Source organism: Acinetobacter sp. SW-226 (assembly GCF_055632855.1).
In genome coordinates this window covers 2,016,627-2,036,855 of the sequence record NZ_CM145752.1, presented here as the reverse complement: position 1 = coordinate 2,036,855, position 20,229 = coordinate 2,016,627, and the positions used below count along the sequence as shown (strand labels likewise).

The following is a 20,229-nucleotide window of genomic DNA, read 5'->3' as shown; positions in this document are numbered from 1 at the left end:
CTTTAAATCTTTTAACGTTACGGGAACAATCAACATGGTTCTTTTGTAATGAAATGGGATGAGATCGGGGAGCAGCCTTGTTCAATTGCACGAACACTGTCGGTAATTGGTGACCGCTGGACTGTGCTGATTTTACGAAATGCATTTTTAGGAATGCGCCGATTTGAAAGTTTTCAAGAAAATTTAGGTATGACTCGGCACCTGTTGTCTGCGCGATTAAAGCGCTTGGTTGAACATGATATTTTGGAGAAAAGACCCTACGCGGATCGTCAAGCAAGATTTGAGTACTGTCTAACTGAAAAAGGCTTGGCTTTATATCCAGTGCTGATGTCGATGGCAACATGGGCCGATCAATGGATGGACGAGGGGCAAGGTCGTCCCGTGCAATTTATCCATAAAACCTGTGGGCATAGTATTCAGCCACATTTGGTTTGTAACGAATGTGGTGATGCCATACATGCCAAAGACATCAAAGCGATACCGACACAGGTTTATGTTGATGCTTTAGTTAATCAACCAGATGTTAAAGAAGCTTAAGCTTATAAACAGTTTGCAGGTTTTGGTACACCAGCCAAACGGCTCAGATGGCGCGCTACAAGCCCAGTATTAAACTTTTCTTGCAGTATGGCATTATTGATGTCTGCGTTGACTGTTTTCATTAAAAACTTAATCAGTGGACGTGTTGCAGGTGAGTGCCCAAACTGCTGGTAAAACTGACGCACTGCCATGAGGATTTCAAAGTGCCAATCGGTCAATTCAAGCTCTAAAGATTTTGCTAACTCTTTTGCAACCTCTTGATTCCAAATGGTGTAATCGACTAAATGACCATCTTGGTCTAATTCTAAATTCATCTAAACACTCAAAATTATTTTAAACTGATACAACGACTGTGGTTTAAACATAGCTCAGCAAACCTAGCATAGCTGATAGTTTCTAGGTTACTCGGATAGGCCGCAGCGATATTTTCAGCATCCTGCTCAAGCACAAATACACAAGCTAACTGCTGAATAAAAGGATGCTCTATATATAGGACCGCATCTCCCATTAAAACCACATCATCCCCTGATTGATACAGGTTTTGTAATTTACTCAGCGCTAACTCTGTCGCTGCAAATGGAGACTGCACGAGATAAAGTGTTTTGCTCATAACTGTCTCCTTACCAATACAGCACATGGTCAAACTGTTGTATTAAATTGGCATTGAGTTCAACACATTCTATTTCTTGTTCGATTTGTTGAACAAAGGCAGAAGCTTGATTCTTGGTTTCAATCCAAATCGGGCTTAAGTCATAAAACTCAAAGCTATCAACCATGTTTGAAGCCAGTTTAAAAGCATGTTTTAAGGGTTCAAATGACTGAGCATTGTTTAATAAGCTGAGTGCAGCATCTTGTAGTAAGACTTTGACTTCACAGCCAAAAGTTGCAAGAACCATCGTTGCAGAGAGGCTTTCATGCACTTGCAAAGAGTTCAAATTGGCTTGGGTTAAAATAACCAGTACAGATTTCACACAATATACCTTTTAAAAGCAACAAATTCTTGAAAACTTAGCACTTAGAATTGAATTAAGCGCTCTGCAGACTGAACGGCATCGGCCAGTTCCCCTAAGCCGACCAAGTCAAAACCTGTAGCAAGATTATGTTGTGCTAATTGATGACGCTGTGCATTTTCAGCATCGGTAATTCCTCGAGCCAATGCTGCACTGACACAAACTGGCAGGCGAATGGTGAGTTTTTGCCACTCAGAACATAGATTCCGTTGGTCGTCAGGTACCCATTGTAGGGTATTGGCAACTTGAACAGCATCTTGGTAGAAAAACACTCGAAAGAGTTCATTTTTCGCATGCAGTGCTTGTGCTAAACCCAGCGCATGCCATGCATGAATCGAACTCGGTGCGGAGGTAATTAGTAATAAAGTACTCATCAAACTTCACTAGAGGAATGTCCAAAACTTGCTTGGTACATTCGGACTTCATAATAAAAAGGTAGTATACAATGATTTTAGTGACTGGTGGTTTAGGCTTTATAGGCTCACATATTGCTTTGAGCTTTATGGCGCATGGGCAAGAGGTCATTATTGTAGACAATTTATCCAATGCGAATTTACAAACTCTTGAACGATTAGAATTTATTAGTGGCATGTACGTGCCTTTTGTCAAAATTGATATCCGAAATACGCCTGCTTTGAACAAAGTTTTTGAGCAGTATTCCATTGATGCAGTGGTACATGCCGCAAGCTTTAAATCGCTTGAAGAGTCTGTGTTGAAGCCTTTGGAATATTATAATGACAATGTTAGTTGTATTATGAGTTTACTGCGTGCTATGCAACGCACAGGTGTTCGAACTTTGGTGCATCTTTCCAGTCTTGCAGTTTATGGTGAGTCGAGTCTACATCTAGAAGAAGACTTGGAACTGAATTTCGGCTACCCAAACCCGTATATCAAGTCGCAACAAATGGTCGAAGAAATTATTCGAGATACAGCAAAAACAGATAATGAATGGAAAATTGCCGTTTTAAGAATGGGCAATGTCGCAGGCGCATTTGAAAATGGAATGCTCGGAGAGCTGTTTCCGCCTTTACCGAAAAATATTATCCCACTGTTGATGCAAGTCGCTGCCAAACAGCGTGATCATATTGAACTGAGAAAAAAAGCACAAACAGCAGACCATACGGTCGAACGTAGTTTTTTACATATTTTGGATGCGTGTGATGCGATTGCTGCTTCGTTACAATGGTTGAGCAATCAACAGTTTGCTTGTGAAGCGTTTAATATCGCAGGCCAAAGTGTGTCGATACAGCAGTTGGTTGAAAAACTGGAAAGTGTGACGCAAAGTGATATTGCTACAGTCGATATAGTTGATTCGAACATCGTGGAATTAGATCAGGTCGCATCCGAATGTAGTAAAGCAAAAAATGTTTTACACTGGGAAGCGAAGCGCAGTTTACAACAAACCCTTGAGGATGGATGGCGTTTCTACCGACAAAGTTTAGAGGGTCTTTAATTAATTTACTGATAACAATTATCATTTACATGCTTTTACTTAATCATTAAGATAAGGAAAACAAGCGCAAAATAATCATTTTGCAATTCACTTAAAAAGGAAGAGGTTAAAATGCAAACACGTATTGAACACGACACGATGGGCGAAGTTGAAGTACCGAGCGAAGCACTTTGGGGTGCCCAAACTCAGCGTAGTTTGCAAAACTTTAAAATTGGCAGTGAACGTCTACCGCGACCAATGATTCGTGCTATGGGCTTAGTGAAAAAAGCAGCAGCGCAGACCAATGCTGAACTTAACCAAATTCCACAAGAATTGGCGCAATACATCGTCGGCGCTGCGGATGAAGTGATTGCAGGGCAGTGGGATAGTCAGTTTCCTTTGGTAGTATGGCAAACTGGTTCAGGCACGCAAAGTAACATGAACTGTAATGAAGTAATTGCGAATATCGCCAATCAGAAACTCGGAAATCCTTTAGGCGCACAAAAACCTGTACACCCGAACGATCACGTGAACCGTGCTCAATCAACCAATGACTCATTTCCAACGGTGATTCATGTTGCAGCAAGTATTCTGATCAATGAATTACTGATTCCTGCGGTTACTCAGCTTCGAGATACTTTAGATGCAAAGTCTCAAGCATTTGCTGACATCGTCAAAATTGGGCGAACTCATTTACAAGATGCAACACCATTAACGTTGGGCCAAGAGTTTAGCGGTTATGTTTCTCAGCTCGATCATGGCTTAAAGCGTTTACAACAGGCACTCTCAGGTTTGTATGAGCTGCCTTTAGGTGGAACGGCTGTAGGTACAGGGCTGAATGCGCATCCTGATTATGCGGAAAAATCGGCGGAGCAACTGGCACAGTTGACCGGACTACCTTTTGTGACTGCGCCAAATAAATTTGAAGCATTGGCTGGGCGCGATGCAGCCGTGTTTGCCTCAGGTGCATTAAAAACGCTTGCGGTAAGCTTGAATAAGATTGCCAATGACATTCGCTGGTTGGCTAGTGGCCCGCGTTGTGGTTTTGGCGAATTACGTATTCCAGAAAATGAACCAGGCTCAAGTATTATGCCGGGGAAAGTGAACCCGACTCAAAGTGAAGCGATGACGATGGTGGTGGCTCAAGTCTTAGGCAATGACACCACGATTAATGTTGCGGGCGCATCGGGTAACTTTGAATTGAATGTGTTCATGCCTGTGATTGCGTTTAATTTGTTGCAGTCGATTCAGCTTTTGGGTGACGCATGTAATAGCTTCAATGATCACTGTGCAGTGGGTATTGAACCTAACCGTGAAAAAATTGACCACTTTTTACATGACTCATTGATGTTAGTTACGGCTTTAAACCCAGTGATTGGCTATGAAAATGCAGCGAAAGTTGCCAAAACAGCTTATAAAGAAGGAAAAACACTAAAACAAGTGGCTGTAGAGTTGAACTTGGTCACTGCTGAGCAGTTTGATGAAGTGGTCCGTCCAGAACAAATGATTTCACCAAATGTAAAATAAATTTTCTTCAATTGCTCAATGAAAGAGCAAATGAACATCAGCAGTTTTTATCTTTGGGCGAAGTCGGTACAATGGTCGACTAGAGATAAACTGCTGATGAGTTACCATGCTTGATATTTATTTGACAGATGTTCAGAAAAACGTGCAATTTAACGATTATCCGGGTGAGCATCCTGTTAAATTTGTTTTAAATTTCAAAAAGATTTTCCCAAGTGTTATGGAATTATTGCTTCCTGTTCTACCTGAAAATGAAAATCTTGAAGAAATGACATGGGAATCAACCACGGCTGACTTTGAACTTTTCAAACTGTTATTGAGTGGTTGGGGCGTGATTGAGTTACGCTTAAACGCGATTAAGCAGTTTAAAGATAAAGATTTTGCAGATGCTCTAGTGAAACGTGCACAACAAAAGCGCAAAGACTTTGCCAAAACACAGCAACAGTTGAAAACGGTTGAACTTGATTATTTATTTATGCATGAAATACATGCGTTAATTGATGCGGAACTAGTTGAATTGGGTGAAAAATTCTATTTACCCGTGCTACGGGACTTATGGAAAAATAAAATTCCCACTCAAGTCTTAGAAGCCAAATTCTAAACAAATTTAAAATCCTCCATTTGGAGGATTTTTTTATATGGATAGCAGAACTATGTATTTGTGGTAAACACAAAGCATTTAAACTACATCTAAAGCATTAAATTTTATTATTTGGTCAAATATTGGAATTAATTTTGCTTGATACATTAGGTCATCATTCATGGCAGACTAATGTTTAAATTTGCTATGAATTTTTTTTGAATAGAACCACAAGGATTTTAATACATGTCAAATCAGTTCATCGACTTAATTACAAAACGTCGTACTATTTATGCTATTGGTAAAAATGTTGAGCACAGTCCTGAATTTTTAACTGATTTGATCCAAACAGCTATTAAACAAAGCCCATCATCTTTTAACTCGCAGTCATCTCGAGCTGTGATTTTGTTCAATGCGGAGCATGAAAAATTCTGGACTTTTGTGGCTGAAAAACTGAAGTCTTATGCTAAAGACGAAGAAAGTGCAGCTAAAACAACCGCTAAAATGGCTAGTTTTGCAGCAGGTGTGGGAACAGTTTTATTTTTTGAAGATCTAGATGTCATTCAGAGCTTACAAGAGCAATTTCCATCTTATGCTGAGAACTTTCCTATTTGGGCAGAGCATTCTACAGCTATGGCTCAGTTTTCAACGTGGACTGCGTTACATACCTTGGGTCTAGGTGCATCTTTACAACATTATAATCCAATTGTGGATGAAGAAGTCCATGCTGAATGGGATGTGCCTGCTAGCTGGAAACTACGTGCGCAACTGGTCTTCGGTTCAGTTGAGGGTGAAGCTAAAGAAAAAAGCTTTGTGGATGATACGGTGCGCTTCAAGGTATTTAAATAATGAATCAAAAAGCCGTATTCAAATAATACGGCTTTTTTTCTATGTCATTTTCTTTTTAGCAATAGAGCGGATTACTGACCAACCAAGCCTAAAAGTGAATTTTGAGTACTACACATCCGCGTTGCTTCTTCTTCGTTCATTGTTTTGATTTCCTCTTCAAATTTCTTCTTTTGTTCTTTGAGTTGTTCTTCAGCTAAACCCATTTGTTTTCCAAGTTTTTCCATCTTTTCCCATGACTCAATACAGGCCTTCGGCATTTTGCTGCACGCGGTCAAAGACAAAAGGGTAATACTTGCACTAATCATGAGTAATTTTTTCATTGCTTAAACCTTTAATTTTGAAACATTATTGATTTTTATATTGAGCCTGTAAGGTAGCAAAAATTTAAGGCTTTGTGTGATTTTTAGTCGCAAAAGTGAATTGTTTTGCACTTGTTCAATCTTCTTAGGGGGGAGTTATATGTGTCGGCATTAAAAAAGGCATTTAGATTAATCTAAATGCCTTCTTGGTGAATATTCAGAAACTCTACTATTGTAGAGGTCGATGCTGAAGTTCATTTAACTCCCTACGGCTATAGCCACGCGAAGCCAAAACTTTTTTAATACCAACAATTACATCTTCATCTGTTGCTACTTTCAGCTTTTCGAGAAGTTGTTCGTTGGTTTTACAAGAGCAGTCATTTTCAACACAAGCAATTTGATTTTTATGCTCGTTTTGATGTTCATCTGAAAACAGCTTTTGCCAAAAACTCATAGACACTTCATTAACAACCTAACATAGGGTGAAATATAACCAATCTAGAGAATAATGCAAGATGGGCAAAGAGATAAAAGCAACAATCAGTATCCAAAAATTCCGATTATAGTTTCATAAGTTAACGTTATTATGACAGGGAAAACTCTTGTATTTTATGTAAATTACTATTTTCTAAGAATAAATAAAAATGAAGCCTGTGACAGCTTCATTTTTGAAGTTGCATATTTTGCAACAAATTGTTTAGATTTTTTCGAGCAGAATTCCTGCTTCAACATGATGCGTATACGGGAACTGGTCAAACATCGCAAACTTTGAAATTTTATGGGTTTGGCTCAGTGTTTTTAAGTTGTCATACAAGGTGTCAGGGTTACACGAAATATAAATGATGCGCTCAAAACGTTGAATCAACTTTAATGTTTCATCATCAATACCCGCACGCGGTGGGTCAACAAACACAGTATCGAACTCATAGCTGCTCATGTCGATATTTGCTTCTTGTAAGCGACGGAATGCACGTTCACCGTTATAAGCTTGGGTGAAGTCTTCTGCTGACAAGCGTGCGACTTGAATATTGTCGATTTTATTTTGTTCGATATTCCACTGTGCGGCATACACTGAGGACTTAGCCAGTTCGGTGGCTAAGACACGGTTGAAACGGGTTGAAAGCGGTAGGGTGAAGTTACCATTGCCACAGTAAAGTTCTAACAAATCTTTGTGCGACTGTTGTGCAGCATTACAGGCCCATTCGAGCATTTTTTGGCAGACTTGCGCATTGGGCTGGGTAAAACTGCTTTCAATTTGTTTGTACTGATATTTACGCTCAAAAACTTGCAGTTCTTCCACCACAAATTCATCAGTAAGTACCACTTTTTGACCACGGCTACGACCAATCAACTTAATCTTTAATTTTTCTGCGAGTTGCTTAGCTAAAACCTGCCATTGTTCATCGAGTGGGCAGCGATAAATCAGCGAAACCAGCATTTCACCTTTTAAGGTCGCTAAAAAATGCACTTCAAATAAGCGTTTTGAGAGGAGATCATTGCTTTTTAATTCTGCCAATAAAACAGGCATGAGCTGATTAATACTGACATCCGCGATTGGGAAGTCATCAATGCGAATGACTTTTTTCTGATTGTCTTCATCGCGTTCAAACATGGCATAAAACATATCATCTTCGGTATGCCAAATACGGAATTCTGCACGCATACGAAAGTTTTTTTCAGGAGATTGAAAAACTTCAAGCGAAGGTGGAGTGAATTCAGCAAATTGAGCTGTAATTCGTTCAATTTTGGCGTCAAGTTGTTGTTGATAAGAAGAAGTCATATGCAGTAAAAATCGCAAACATATTGAAAAAAGAGATGGTAACAAAGTTTGCCGAATTAGCCTAAAGATATTCAGCAAAAGCGTGGGGTTTATTCATGCTACAGGTGGATTGATGTATTGTTATATCGGAAATTTTCGAACAGATTGAGTCAAACGAAGTCGCATAAAAAATGCCAAGTAAACAGACTAGGAGATGTTGACTTGGCAATAGAGGAAACACGGTAAAAACCTGTAACCCCAATGCGGACTACAGGTTTAAATTGGGTTTAGTTCAAAGTCATCAGACTTGCATTTCCACCAGCAGCTGCAGTGTTAACACTGATCGCGCGCTCAATCACAAAACGTTCCAGAGGAATGGCAGTTTGTGATGGGCTAAGGTGGGTAATACCGACAATCGCACCTTGACGTTCAGCTATCTGTTGTTGCAGAGCTAAAAGTTGTGCTGTCGTACCATGGTGCAATACCGCATCAAATGCATCAGTTTTGATGTCTTTGATGACATGGAACGCTTGAGCCAATGCTTTAGGCATGCTTGGCATGTGTTTTAACACAAAGCTATTATCTGCGAGTACTGCTGGACGGCTACCGACTGCAAAAATCGCATTCAACTGTTGTAGTTGATCCGCTTCTTGTTCAGCTAATGACAAGACTGCATGACGTGGGATCACCATGTATTGGTTACTTTCACCTGTTGGGCCTTGCAACTCGTAATGATGGCCTGAACAGAAGTTCTCAATTTTTGCCAATTTTACTGCAGGGAAGGTTTTAGCTGTCCACTCAAGGAATAATGCAGAGTTGCTGAACTCGACCTGAGGGTTCAAATCAGCACCTGTTGCAAATGGCTTATTCAACTTTTTTGCAGAACAGTTTTGCATTAGGCGATATAGATAAATTGGACCACCCGCTTTAGGGCCTGTACCCGATAAACCTTCACCACCAAACGGTTGTACACCGACAACTGCACCTACGATGTTACGGTTGATATAGAGGTTACCTACTTCAGCATGCGTCATCACAGTTTGAATGGTTTCATCAATACGGGTATGTAGACCCATCGTCAGGCCATAGCCTTTGCTGTTGATGTGCTCAAGTAACTGTTTGAGTGAACCTTGGTTAAAGCGAATCACGTGCAGCACAGGACCAAACACTTCGCGCTCTAAATCATTGAGATTTGGCAGCTCAATCAGTGTTGGTGTAATGAACGTGCCTGCATCTAGTTCAGAGTCTTGAGTATCATTACGCATCAACTGGTGTACGCGATGACCTTTTTGACGCATTTTTTCGATGTGCTTTTGGATATTTTCTTGCGCTTCAGCATCAATCACAGGACCAATATCAGTTTTGAGTAGATATGGGTTGCCTACTTGAAGTTGCTGCATTGCGCCTTTAAGCATTTGAATCACAGTATCGGCATTGTCTTCTTGTACACACAGTACGCGAAGGGCAGAACAACGTTGACCTGCGCTGTCATAAGCTGAGCTAACGACATCAAGTACAACTTGCTCAGTCAGTGCTGATGAGTCAACGATCATAGCATTTTGACCGCCTGTTTCAGCAATCAGTGGAATGCTTTCACCATTTTTGCTCAGACGCTTCGCCACAGTTTTTTGCAAAATTTTGGCAACTTCAGTCGAGCCTGTGAACATGATGCCTTGAACCTGTTCTGATGCACTGAGCTGTGCACCTACAGTTTCACCACGACCCGGCATCAACTGTACAGCCGCTTGAGGCACACCTGCTTGCCATAAGATTTGAATCGCTTGAGCCGCAATTAGCGGTGTTTGTTCCGCTGGTTTAGCAATTACGGTATTCCCCGCAACCAATGCGGCAGCGACTTGACCTGTGAAGATGGCCAATGGGAAGTTCCATGGGCTAATACACAGCATCGTGCCTAAAGGCTCAACCTCTGCATTCGCATCTAGATCAATCATTTGCGTTGCGTAGTAGCGTAAGAAATCTACAGCTTCACGAACTTCTGCAATGGCATTGGCATAGGTTTTACCACTTTCACGGCACAGTAAAATCATCAGTTCTTCTAGGCGAGCTTCCATTAAGTCAGCAGCACGAAGTAGGTAACTTGCACGGGTGTCTTTAGCCGTACGTGCCCAAATGTCTTGAACAGCCTGTGCATTATTTAATGCTTGCTCAACTTGTTCAGTTGTTGCTTCTTGTACATAACCGACAACATCTGAGTGACGTGCTGGGTTAACAATACTTTGCTTTACAACCGTTTCATCTGTCTGGATTTGGTCACCCATAGGTGCAGCAAACCATTGCTGTTGTGAAAACTGTTGAGCTGTTTGATTGAGCTGGGTTAACTCCGTGTCATTTGCAAGGTCTAAACCTTTAGAGTTTGCACGCAGTTGACCATAAAGCTCAGCAGGCAGTGGAATGGAAAGGTGTTTTTGACCGACAACATTTTCACGTTTTGCACTGCTTAGAATGGTTTGCGTTGGATTTTCAATCAAATCATCAATCGCGAGTGACTTGTCTGCAATACGATTTACAAAAGAGGTGTTTGCACCATTCTCAAGTAAACGACGGACAAGATAAGCCAATAGTGTTTCATGGTTGCCGACAGGTGCATAAATACGACATGGGACACCCAGTTTTTTATCTAGCTTTTCACCGACGACTTGTTCATAAAGGGGTTCACCCATGCCATGTAAGCATTGGAACTCATACTGACCTACATAATATTGCTCAGGATTCGCCATTTCATAAATGGTTGCTAAAGTCTGAGCATTATGCGTTGCAAACTGTGGATAGATTTGTTCTGGCGCAGCCAATAATTTCTTTGCGCAGGCAATGTAAGATAAGTCTGTATGTACTTTACGGGTAAATACAGGATAGTCGGTCATGCCTTCGATTTGCGCTTTCTTAATTTCGCTATCCCAGTACGCGCCTTTCACTAAACGGATCATTAAGCGTTTTTCGCTACGTTTAGCCAAATCTACGATGTAGTCAACCACGTAGAAGCAACGTTTTTGGTAGGCTTGGATAACGAAACCAATGCCTTTCCAGTCTTTGAGTTCTGGTTCAAAGCATAGGCGTTCGAGCATTTCTAAAGAAATTTCTAAACGCTCAGACTCCTCTGCATCAATATTTAAACCGATGTTATAACCGCGTGCCAATTTAGCAAGAGTAAAGACTTTGCCATAAAGTTCGTCATGCACACGTGCAATTTGGGCACGTTGGTAACGCGGGTGTAGAGCAGATAATTTAATTGAAATACCTGGGCCGTCATAGACATCTTTGTCTTTTGACGCTTGACCAATGGCATGAATGGCATCGGTATAGTCTTTCATATAACGATCAGCATCGTGGTCGGTCAGTGCCGCTTCACCCAGCATGTCGTATGAATAGCGAAAACCTTTTTCTTCAAGACGTTCAGCATGTTGCAATGCTTCACCAATGGTTTCGCCAGTGACAAACTGTTCGCCCATCATGCGCATTGCCACATCAACTGCTTTACGGATGATGCCACGACCACTACGTGCCAATAAGCCTGTTAAAGTGCCTGATAAGCTATTTTGCTTTGGTGTTTCCATCAACTTGCCAGTGAGCATCAAGCCCCATGCTGCTGCATTGACAAACATTAAGTTACTTTGACCAACGTGCTCTTTCCAGTTGCCTTGGTTGATTTTGTCCTTAATCAACAAGTCACGTGTTGCCATGTCTGGAATACGAAGTAATGCTTCAGCTAAACACATCAGTGCGATGCCTTCTTGAGAAGACAGTGCAAATTCTTGTAAGAGTCCTTGTACAATACCCGCTTTACCGCTGCCGCTTTTACGTTCACGTAAAGTATGAGCCAAATCAAACGCAAGTTCGTGAATGCGTTGATTCATTTCATCAGAAATTTTGCTGTGGTCTAATAAGTTTTGAACACACTCAGTTTCGGCACGTCGCCAAGCGGTGTTGATTTCAACCTCAAACTCATTTTTTTCTTTGAATTCGGTAATATATTCAAATGGTGTTTGAGATTCGTTGAAATGCGCGTTGCTTTCCATCATATTCATGCCTACATCCTGTGCATACAATAATGTGTTGAGAGATCTATAGTAATTAATTTATGATTACAGAAAGAATGCCGAATAACTCACTATAATTTGTATGCTATTTAGAGATTAATTCAGATGACGAGCCCAATTATTGGTTTGGACCGAACAGATATCAAAATATTGGATATTCTTCAGAGAGATGGAAAGATATCGAACATTAAACTTGCCGAGGAGGTGAACCTATCTGCCACGGCGGCTTTGGCTCGGGTGCAAAAATTAACTAAGGAAGGTTTTATTTTAAATTATGAAGCGCGTTTAAATCCAAACATGCTGAATGCCAGTTTTGTGGTGTTTGTTGAAATTCTTTTGGATAAGACGACACCGAATGTTTTAGATGATTTTCGCCATGCGGTATTACAACACGATGAAATTGTGGAATGTCACATGACCAGTGGCGGTTTTGACTTTGTGGTGAAGATTCGCTGTGCCAGTATGGACGAATTTCGTAAAATATCAGGTCAAGTGTTATGGCAGTTGCCGGGTGTGAAAGAAACGCGCAGTTATCCAGTCATGGAAGTCATCAAAGAAAGTTCACGTATTCAGCTGAAATATAAACCGCAGTCGAAATGATTGAGTGTACGAAATGTAAATAAGGGGCTTAAAAGCCCCTTAATTTTTGCCATTCCAAGCGTTACATTAACGTTGTGCAGACTCTTCTTTCATTTCAGCCATTGCTTGTTTATAGAGTGCATCTGCTTTTTCAAAGCGTTGAACCATTTCAGCTTCAGGCGCTTTGCCCAACAAGCTTACAACCACAATACTGATCCAAGAGAAGATGAAGCCTGGGATGATTTCATATAAGCCAAGATGCCCCATAGTATTTTTCCACAGAATAACAGTCACGGCACCTACAAGAATACCTGCAATAGCACCATTCAAGGTCATGCGCTTCCAGAACAAAGACAAGATAATGAGTGGACCAAATGCTGCGCCAAAACCTGCCCATGCATAAGCCACAAGGCCTAGAACTTTACTGTCAGGGTTGCTTGCTAAACAAATTGCAAGAACTGCAACAGCAAGCACCATGAAACGACCCACCCAAACCAGCTCCTTTTGAGATGCCGTTTTGCGGATAAATGCTTTGTATAAATCTTCAGTCAATGTGGTAGAACATACCAGTAACTGACAGCTTAATGTACTCATTACTGCGGCTAAAATTGCGGCCAGAACAATACCTGCAACCCATGGATTGAATAAGATTTTAGTTAGTTCCATGAACACAGTTTCAGGGTTTTGAGAAACCACTGCGGCGAGTTCAGGGTGTTGTTGGAAGTACGCAATGGCAATAAAACCTGCTCCTACCGCACCACCTAGACATAAAATCATCCACGTCATACCAATACGACGTGCAGCTGGAATTGTTTTCACAGAATCTGCTGCCATGAAGCGGACAAGAATGTGTGGCTGACCGAAATAGCCTAAGCCCCAAGCTAAGGATGATAGAACGGCAACCGTACTCAACTCAGAGAAAATATGCATCGCTTGTGGACGAGCAGTTTCAAGTAAAATCGTGAATTCAGCTGCATTACCATCAATCGCAAGGTAAGTCATGATTGGGGTCAATAGTAACGCAAAAATCATTAAACCTGCTTGGAATGTGTCTGTCCAGCTAATTGCGAGGAAGCCACCAATACAAACATAACTGATAGTCGCGATCGCGCTAATCCAAAGTGCAGTGGTGTAATCCCAACCAAAGATACTTTCAAACAGGCGAGAGCCAGCAACCATACCTGAAGCACAGTAAATGGCGAAGAAAACTAAAATTACAACCGCAGAAATCATACGTAAGATACGTTTACGGTCTGCAAAACGACCAGTAAAGTAATCGGGTAGTGTAAGTGCATTATTCTGGATTTCAGTGTGCACACGTAAACGTCCTGCAACCAATAACCAGTTCAGCCAGGCACCAATAATCAGACCGACTGCAATCCATGCCTCAGATAAACCTGATAGATAAATTGCACCTGGTAAGCCCATGAGTAACCAACCACTCATGTCTGATGCACCAGCAGAAAGGGCAGTAACGACACTTCCTAAACTACGACCACCTAAGATGTAGTCATCAAAGTTGCTGGTAGATTTGTATGCATAGAGGCCAATAGCAACCATGGCAAAGATATAAACTAAAAACGTGACGAGGGTGGGGTTAATTTGACTCATAGGCATTCCTTGGCAAAAAATCCGAGATGGGAGATTTTTTAATCGCTTTGTTTGAGAGGGCGATTCAATCATGAAAATAAAATTACACTCTGTAACAGTTGTGAGATATTTTTGTGTATTTTATGTAAATATTAATTGTTTTTTAAAATTGTCTTATAACTTATTGAAAATATTTTATTTGTTTGTTGCTTAGTTTTAGTTTGTGCAAGTTGTACAAAATTTATATTTTTCATTTTATGAAATCATTGGCTTAATTATCATTTAAAGCTTATTTTAATTACGAGATGTTACAATTATTACATAAAGCAAACATTCAAATATAAAATATTTCATTTATGAAATATATTTACAGCAATGAAACATATCGAAAAGACTAGTATTTCATTATTGCACTAATTCTGTGCATCTAAGTGAGTACTAGGCAGTGACTACGGTTCAAGTCGATCAAACAAGAATAGAACGTGATTTATTGGGAGCGAAGGAAGTTCCAATGGATTGCTACTATGGCATTCATACTTTACGTGCTTTAGAAAACTTTCAAATTTCTAATCAGAAAGTAGGAACTCAACTTCATTTTATCCGTGCTTTGGCGCAAGTTAAAAAAGCCTCAGCGCAAAGCAACTGTAAATTTGGCAAAATCTCTCCCGAAATTGCTCAGGCTATTGATATTGCATGTGATCAATTAATCCAAACTCCTGAAAGCTGGACGCATGCTTTTCCTTTAGATGTTTATCAAGGTGGAGCAGGCACGTCGATTAATATGAATACCAACGAAGTGTTGGCCAATCTCGCATTGGAGCACTTATCACTTCCTAAAGGTAAATACGACGTTATTCATCCAAATGACCATGTAAATAAATCACAATCGACCAATGATGTGTACCCAACCGCGCTACGTTTAGCAACGTATTACAGTTTGGATGACTTATTTATACAGATCCAAAATTTAATTCATTCTTTGCAAGGCAAAGCAGTTGAGTTTCAATATGTCTTAAAGATGGGGCGTACCCAGTTGCAAGATGCTGTGCCGATGACTTTGGGGCAAGAGTTTCGTGCCTTTGCAACTTTATTAAAGGAAGACTTACGTTTAATTGAACGTACACGTGAGCTTTTATTAGAAGTGAACTTGGGTGCAACTGCAATTGGTACCGGGGTGAATACACCACAGGGTTATGCAGTTGAAGTGGTTCAGGCCTTGAAAGAGCTGACGGGTCTTAACTTAATTGGTGCGGAAGATTATGTTGAAGCAACCAGTGACTGTGGTGTGTTTATTATCTTATCGAGCACCTTAAAACGTTTGGCGGTGAAGCTCTCGAAAATCTGTAATGACTTACGCTTACTCAGTTCTGGTCCACGTACCGGTTTGGCTGAAATTCGTTTACCAGAACTACAGGCTGGTTCATCTATCATGCCTGCAAAAGTCAATCCTGTGATTCCTGAAGTGGTGAACCAAATCGCGTTTAAAGTGATTGGTAATGATTTAACTGTGACCATGGCAGCAGAAGCAGGTCAGTTACAGTTGAATGTAATGGAGCCTGTTATTTCACAGAGTATTCATGAGTCAATTGAATTGCTTAGAAATGGTATTGCTGCATTAGACACTAAATGTATTCAAGGTATTCAAGCCAATGAACAAGTATGCTATGACGCAGTTATGCGTAGTGTTGGCATTGTGACTTTACTTGATCCAATTTTAGGTCATGCGAAATGTGACGAAATTGGGAAACAGTGTATTGCTGAAAATAAAACCATTCAACAGGTAGTATTGGAGCAAGAGCTACTGACACAAGACCAGTTGGATCAAATCTTCTCATTTGAAAACTTGGTGACTGAGGTGACGCCTACAGTCGTTCCTTTGGCACAAGTCAGTTAAACATTTATAGCCTTAGAAATGTATAAAAGCAGCCAATCGGCTGCTTTTATACATTTAAGCTAAGACTGGCTAACAATCTAGCCTGGTTAGAACTACAATATGCAGAGAGAAAGATGATTAGATTGATATGCTCACTAAACTAACCAATTTGTTGAAACGAAAGAAAGATGCACCAGAACAACTGTTTTTGCAGCAGCATCAGATTGAATATGATGAACAGAATGGATTTATTATTGAGGGTGTTGTGATCAATGATATACATGCTGAACGCTTAGCGTATTTCTCAAATCGTCGAATCAATCAGTTTGATGACCTCAATGCACTTTTTTATAGTGCGATGTTGATGAATGAAAAAATTGATTTGGAAATAGCCAGTGGGCGCTTTGTTGCTCGCTTGGGTAATAATCTTGAAAACTTAACCGAGTTAAAGCACATCATTAAACTCCTGAGTGACTATTATTATCAGTTTATTCGCGATAAAAAATAGAGCATTTAAATGACATAAAATTGAGTGATGAAAGGGGCTTGGCTACGTGTAAGAGGGTGTTTTGTAGCGAAAAATAACGTGCGGCTTTAGGACATCGTGCTAGTATATGACGCATGTTTTTAGGTGCTTAAGCAATGCCCATGTTCCAAGAAGAAATCTCCCAACTGAATGTGCAACAACTAAAAGCGGGCGAAAAAAGATGGCTCGGAAATCTGCTCGGCTCATCTGTTGCGCTATTTATTCAAACGCTCAGTACACAGAATAAAAAACTTTTTGTGGTTGTTGCAAAAAATAACCAACATTTGGCGCAACTCGAAAGTGAGTTTGAGTTTTACGGCATCCGACCGACGATTTTTCCTGATTGGGAAATTCTGCCTTATGACCGGTTATCTCCTCATCAAGATATCGTGTCTGAGCGTCTCGCGATTTTATCCAATATGCCACAAACGGGTGTCTTATTGATTTCGGCTTCGACCTTGGCACAACGTGTGGCACCGACTTCGTGGGTTTTAGGTGAGCATTTTGATATCCGGGTCGGTCAAAAGTTTGAATTGGAACAGCAAAAGAAACGTTTGATTCAAGCAGGCTATCATTTGGTCGACACAGTATACGACCATGGTGAATTTGCAGTTCGCGGTAGCATTATGGATATCTATGCCTCAGGTCAAGCGGCACCAATTCGCATAGATTTATTTGATGATGAAATTGAAACTCTTAAATTTTTTGATCCGGAAACACAGCGCACCACGGAAAACTTAAAACAATTCTCTGTCTTACCTGCGAAAGAGTTTCCGCTGAAAGAAGCGCGTAGTGTATTCCGTGATCGTTATGCGGAGATGTTTCCAACGGCGAACCCTAAGAAGAACCCAATTTATCAGGATGTGCTAGAAGGGATTGCATCACCAGGGATTGAGTTCTATTTCCCACTTTTTTTTTAGTACGGAGCAGATGCAAGCTCAAAGTACACTACTTTCATACTTACCTAGTCATTCTATTGTCATTACAGATAAACAGGTTGATGATGGTTTAGATAGTTTTTGGAAAGAGGTTGATCGTCGCTATCAGGACCGTAGACACAATATTGATCAGCCCATTTTGCCACCTGAACAACTTTTTATTTCAACCAATCAAATTTTAGAACAGCTCAATACCTTTCCACGCATTATTGCCTCAGGCGATATTTTCGACTTAAAAGCGGGGGTGGTGAATTTAAAGACTGAACTTCCACCTCGTTTACCCGTCGACCCAAAAAGTGAAAAACCTTTTCATGCGGTGAAACAGTATATTGATACAGCAAATCATCCCGTATTACTGGTTGCTGAAAGCGCGGGGCGTCGTGAAACTTTAAAAGATGCATTGCGCGCAACATTGGGAGAAATTCCTAATGTCGAAAATTTTGCTGAGTTTCAAAAGTCTTTACATGCCATTGCCATTACCAATGCACCATTAGAACGTGGTTTGGTCTTAAAAAATACGCTGAGTGTTATCTCAGAAAACCAGTTGTATGAACACCGTGTGGTGCAACGTCGGCGTAAGCGCCAACAAGAGGTTTCTGAAGAGTTTCTCATTCGCAGTTTGACTGAGTTGAGCATGGGTGCGCCAGTTGTACATATTGACTATGGTGTAGGACGTTATGCAGGTTTAGTCACTTTAAGTATTGATGATCAGGACTATGAGTTCTTGCAGCTTAACTATGCCGATGCTGCCAAAGTTTATGTTCCTGTGACTAATCTGCATTTGATTAGTCGCTATAGTGGTGGTGACCCAGACTTGGCACCCTTACATAAGTTGGGTACAGATGCTTGGAGCAAAGCGAAGCGTAAAGCACTCGAGCAAATTCATGATGTGGCGGCAGAATTGTTACATATTCAAGCCCGTCGTCAAGCCAAACCTGGTTTTGGCTTTGAGCTTGATCATGGCCAATATATGCAGTTTTCCAGTGGCTTTGCCTATGAAGAAACGCTAGATCAGGCTAATGCGATTGAGGCGACTTTATATGACATGCAACAGGCGAAACCAATGGATCGTTTGGTCTGTGGTGATGTGGGCTTTGGTAAAACTGAAGTGGCAATGCGGGCTGCTTTTTTAGCAGTACAAAACAATAAGCAAGTTGCGGTTTTGGTTCCAACAACTTTGTTAGCTCAACAGCATTATGAGTCGTTTAAAGACCGTTTTGCGGATTGGCCTATTCGTATAGAAGTTTTATCTCGTTTTGGTAGCAGTAAGAGCCATACTAAAACGATCGAAGATCTGGCAGAAGGCAAAGTCGATATTGTGATTGGTACGCATAAAATCTTGCAAGAAAGCGTCCAGTTTAAAGATTTAGGTCTTATGATTGTGGATGAAGAGCATCGGTTTGGGGTGCGTGATAAAGAACGGATCAAAGCGATGCGTGCCGATGTGGATATGTTAACCCTTACCGCAACACCAATTCCGCGTACTTTAAACATGGCATTTAGTGGTATGCGAGATCTTTCAATTATTGCAACGCCACCTGCACGACGTTTAGCGGTCAAAACCTTTGTACAAGAGCATACGGGTGATGCCGTCAAAGAAGCTATCTTGCGTGAATTACTGCGTGGTGGGCAGGTTTACTTCTTGCACAATGAAGTAGAAACCATTGAGCGCGCGGCTGAAAGTCTCCGAGAGTTGGTGCCTGAAGCACGTGTTGCTGTTGCACATGGGCAAATGCGCGAACGTGAGTTAGAGCAAGTCATGCAGCAGTTCTATCATAAAGAATATAATGTATTGGTTTGCTCAACCATTATTGAAACAGGGATTGATGTCCCAAATGCCAATACTATCTTGATTGAACGTGCTGATAAACTGGGGCTTGCGCAGTTGCATCAACTTCGTGGACGTGTTGGGCGCTCGCACCACCAAGCCTATGCATATTTACTGGTACCATCCATTAAAGGATTGAAAGGCGATGCTGAAAAGCGTTTAGATGCTATTCAGCGGGCCTCAACCCTTGGAGCAGGTTTCATGTTGGCGACGGAAGATTTAGAAATTCGTGGGGCTGGTGAGTTACTCGGTGAGCAACAAAGTGGATCAATGCAAGCCATTGGTTATAGCTTGTATATGGAAATGCTCGAGAAGGCGACTAAAGCTATTCAAAAAGGGAAAACGCCAAATTTCGATGCGCCACTATCACTGACCGCAGAAATCAATTTGCATATGCCAGCCTTGATTCCAGATGAATATTTGGGAGATGTGCATCAGCGTTTATTGTTCTATAAGCGGATTAGTAATACAGATCGTCAGGAAAAGCTTGATAATATTCGCATGGAGCTGATTGATCGTTTTGGTATACCGCCACAGCCTGTGAAGCAACTCTTTGCTGTTCATCAGATTCGCCTAAAAGCTGAAACATTAGGGATCACGAAAGTCGATATTTCGGGCAATGGAGGAGCTATTGAATTCTCACCTGATACACCCGTACAGGCCATTAGTATTATTCAAATGATGCAAAAACACCCTACCTTTTTTAGAATGGAGGGCGGTCAGCGCTTAAAGGTTATGGTGATGTTGGAAGAGTATGAAAAGCGAATTCAGTTTATCAATGACTTATTAGCAAATTTACTTAAAGAATTGCATTAATTAACCCGAATCGCGGATAAGAAATTGACTTGAA

At 40.9% G+C, this 20,229-nt stretch carries 17 protein-coding genes and 1 pseudogene; 9 read left to right on the top strand and 9 right to left on the bottom strand.

From position 1 onward, the window contains the following. The first annotated feature begins 48 nt into the window (after window positions 1-48). On the top strand, window positions 49-537 hold the full coding sequence (locus tag ACZ8ZH_RS09755; RefSeq protein ID WP_119063913.1) for a winged helix-turn-helix transcriptional regulator: 489 nt from the start codon (window positions 49-51) through the stop codon (window positions 535-537). Between the two features lie 2 nt (window positions 538-539). Here ACZ8ZH_RS09755 and ACZ8ZH_RS09750 read toward each other — a convergent pair whose 3' ends face one another. Genes ACZ8ZH_RS09750 through tusD form a run of 4 tightly spaced genes read right to left on the bottom strand, consistent with a single transcriptional unit; the run spans window position 540 to window position 1,921 of the window. After that, entirely contained in the window at window positions 540-851 is a 312-nt protein-coding gene (locus ACZ8ZH_RS09750; protein ID WP_086209228.1) for a TusE/DsrC/DsvC family sulfur relay protein, read from the bottom strand. A 14-nt stretch (window positions 852-865) separates the two neighbouring features. After that, window positions 866-1,147 (bottom strand): DsrH/TusB family sulfur metabolism protein, encoded by a 282-nt coding sequence (locus ACZ8ZH_RS09745; protein WP_119063914.1) that lies wholly within the window; start codon window positions 1,145-1,147, stop codon window positions 866-868. A gap of 10 nt (window positions 1,148-1,157) precedes the next feature. Next, the gene (locus ACZ8ZH_RS09740; protein WP_119063915.1) at window positions 1,158-1,508 is read right to left on the bottom strand and encodes a hypothetical protein; all 351 of its coding nucleotides are present in this window, start codon (window positions 1,506-1,508) and stop codon (window positions 1,158-1,160) included. A 44-nt stretch (window positions 1,509-1,552) separates the two neighbouring features. Further along, window positions 1,553-1,921, bottom strand: a complete 369-nt coding sequence (tusD, locus tag ACZ8ZH_RS09735) for a sulfurtransferase complex subunit TusD (RefSeq protein ID WP_119063916.1) — start codon at window positions 1,919-1,921, stop codon at window positions 1,553-1,555. Window positions 1,922-1,992: 71 nt separating this feature from the next. Between tusD and ACZ8ZH_RS09730 the strand changes: the two genes are divergently transcribed. The 4 genes from ACZ8ZH_RS09730 to ACZ8ZH_RS09715 all read left to right on the top strand — a co-directional run bounded on the left by ACZ8ZH_RS09730 (window position 1,993) and on the right by ACZ8ZH_RS09715 (window position 5,932). Next, complete coding sequence (locus ACZ8ZH_RS09730; RefSeq protein WP_119063917.1) at window positions 1,993-3,000, top strand: NAD-dependent epimerase/dehydratase family protein; 1,008 nt, start codon at window positions 1,993-1,995, stop codon at window positions 2,998-3,000. 111 nt (window positions 3,001-3,111) lie between these two features. Then, window positions 3,112-4,506: a class II fumarate hydratase gene (gene fumC, locus ACZ8ZH_RS09725; protein ID WP_119063918.1), complete on the top strand. Its 1,395-nt coding sequence runs from the start codon at window positions 3,112-3,114 to the stop codon at window positions 4,504-4,506. A gap of 106 nt (window positions 4,507-4,612) precedes the next feature. After that, window positions 4,613-5,104, top strand: coding sequence for a hypothetical protein (locus ACZ8ZH_RS09720; RefSeq protein WP_119063919.1), 492 nt, complete (start codon window positions 4,613-4,615; stop codon window positions 5,102-5,104). Window positions 5,105-5,329: 225 nt separating this feature from the next. Then, a complete protein-coding gene (locus ACZ8ZH_RS09715; protein ID WP_119063920.1) occupies window positions 5,330-5,932 on the top strand; it encodes a nitroreductase family protein in 603 nt (200 codons plus the stop codon). A 71-nt stretch (window positions 5,933-6,003) separates the two neighbouring features. On the opposite strand, the gene ACZ8ZH_RS09710 is transcribed toward ACZ8ZH_RS09715, so the two are convergent. The 4 genes from ACZ8ZH_RS09710 to putA form a co-directional block, all read right to left on the bottom strand. Beyond that, window positions 6,004-6,252, bottom strand: coding sequence for a hypothetical protein (locus ACZ8ZH_RS09710; protein WP_119063921.1), 249 nt, complete (start codon window positions 6,250-6,252; stop codon window positions 6,004-6,006). A 208-nt stretch (window positions 6,253-6,460) separates the two neighbouring features. Then, window positions 6,461-6,685: a hypothetical protein gene (locus tag ACZ8ZH_RS09705; protein WP_119063922.1), complete on the bottom strand. Its 225-nt coding sequence runs from the start codon at window positions 6,683-6,685 to the stop codon at window positions 6,461-6,463. 243 nt (window positions 6,686-6,928) lie between these two features. Continuing rightward, entirely contained in the window at window positions 6,929-8,011 is a 1,083-nt protein-coding gene (gene trmA, locus ACZ8ZH_RS09700) for a tRNA (uridine(54)-C5)-methyltransferase TrmA (RefSeq protein ID WP_119063923.1), read from the bottom strand. A gap of 266 nt (window positions 8,012-8,277) precedes the next feature. Next, window positions 8,278-12,033: a trifunctional transcriptional regulator/proline dehydrogenase/L-glutamate gamma-semialdehyde dehydrogenase gene (gene putA / locus ACZ8ZH_RS09695; RefSeq protein WP_119063924.1), complete on the bottom strand. Its 3,756-nt coding sequence runs from the start codon at window positions 12,031-12,033 to the stop codon at window positions 8,278-8,280. 117 nt (window positions 12,034-12,150) lie between these two features. On the opposite strand from putA, the gene ACZ8ZH_RS09690 reads away from it, so the two are divergent. Next, complete coding sequence (locus tag ACZ8ZH_RS09690) at window positions 12,151-12,645, top strand: Lrp/AsnC ligand binding domain-containing protein (RefSeq protein WP_086209216.1); 495 nt, start codon at window positions 12,151-12,153, stop codon at window positions 12,643-12,645. A gap of 66 nt (window positions 12,646-12,711) precedes the next feature. On the opposite strand, the gene putP is transcribed toward ACZ8ZH_RS09690, so the two are convergent. After that, on the bottom strand, window positions 12,712-14,235 hold the full coding sequence (gene putP / locus ACZ8ZH_RS09685) for a sodium/proline symporter PutP (protein ID WP_086209215.1): 1,524 nt from the start codon (window positions 14,233-14,235) through the stop codon (window positions 12,712-12,714). Window positions 14,236-14,659: 424 nt separating this feature from the next. Between putP and aspA the strand changes: the two genes are divergently transcribed. From aspA to mfd, 3 genes and pseudogenes are all read left to right on the top strand, one after another. Continuing rightward, window positions 14,660-16,108 carry an aspartate ammonia-lyase gene (aspA, locus tag ACZ8ZH_RS09680; protein WP_086209214.1) on the top strand — a complete coding sequence of 483 codons (1,449 nt, stop codon included), beginning with the start codon at window positions 14,660-14,662 and terminating at the stop codon, window positions 16,106-16,108. 127 nt (window positions 16,109-16,235) lie between these two features. Beyond that, the gene (locus tag ACZ8ZH_RS09675) at window positions 16,236-16,595 is read left to right on the top strand and encodes a hypothetical protein (RefSeq protein WP_162900277.1); all 360 of its coding nucleotides are present in this window, start codon (window positions 16,236-16,238) and stop codon (window positions 16,593-16,595) included. 140 nt (window positions 16,596-16,735) lie between these two features. Further along, window positions 16,736-20,195 (top strand): annotated as a pseudogene (gene mfd, locus ACZ8ZH_RS09670) (transcription-repair coupling factor). Window positions 20,196-20,229 lie beyond the last annotated feature (34 nt).

Excerpts from the sequence above, each read along its gene's own strand:
- ACZ8ZH_RS09755 (WP_119063913.1), top strand. The coding sequence starts at position 49 with ATGAAATGGGATGAGATCGGGGAGCAGCCTTGTTCAATTGCACGAACA.
- ACZ8ZH_RS09750 (WP_086209228.1), bottom strand. The coding sequence starts at position 851 with ATGAATTTAGAATTAGACCAAGATGGTCATTTAGTCGATTACACCATT.
- ACZ8ZH_RS09745 (WP_119063914.1), bottom strand. The coding sequence starts at position 1,147 with ATGAGCAAAACACTTTATCTCGTGCAGTCTCCATTTGCAGCGACAGAG.
- tusD (WP_119063916.1), bottom strand. The coding sequence starts at position 1,921 with ATGAGTACTTTATTACTAATTACCTCCGCACCGAGTTCGATTCATGCA.
- ACZ8ZH_RS09730 (WP_119063917.1), top strand. The coding sequence starts at position 1,993 with ATGATTTTAGTGACTGGTGGTTTAGGCTTTATAGGCTCACATATTGCT.
- fumC (WP_119063918.1), top strand. The coding sequence starts at position 3,112 with ATGCAAACACGTATTGAACACGACACGATGGGCGAAGTTGAAGTACCG.
- ACZ8ZH_RS09720 (WP_119063919.1), top strand. The coding sequence starts at position 4,613 with ATGCTTGATATTTATTTGACAGATGTTCAGAAAAACGTGCAATTTAAC.
- ACZ8ZH_RS09715 (WP_119063920.1), top strand. The coding sequence starts at position 5,330 with ATGTCAAATCAGTTCATCGACTTAATTACAAAACGTCGTACTATTTAT.
- ACZ8ZH_RS09710 (WP_119063921.1), bottom strand. The coding sequence starts at position 6,252 with ATGAAAAAATTACTCATGATTAGTGCAAGTATTACCCTTTTGTCTTTG.
- ACZ8ZH_RS09705 (WP_119063922.1), bottom strand. The coding sequence starts at position 6,685 with ATGAGTTTTTGGCAAAAGCTGTTTTCAGATGAACATCAAAACGAGCAT.
- trmA (WP_119063923.1), bottom strand. The coding sequence starts at position 8,011 with ATGACTTCTTCTTATCAACAACAACTTGACGCCAAAATTGAACGAATT.
- putA (WP_119063924.1), bottom strand. The coding sequence starts at position 12,033 with ATGAATATGATGGAAAGCAACGCGCATTTCAACGAATCTCAAACACCA.
- ACZ8ZH_RS09690 (WP_086209216.1), top strand. The coding sequence starts at position 12,151 with ATGACGAGCCCAATTATTGGTTTGGACCGAACAGATATCAAAATATTG.
- putP (WP_086209215.1), bottom strand. The coding sequence starts at position 14,235 with ATGAGTCAAATTAACCCCACCCTCGTCACGTTTTTAGTTTATATCTTT.
- ACZ8ZH_RS09675 (WP_162900277.1), top strand. The coding sequence starts at position 16,236 with ATGCTCACTAAACTAACCAATTTGTTGAAACGAAAGAAAGATGCACCA.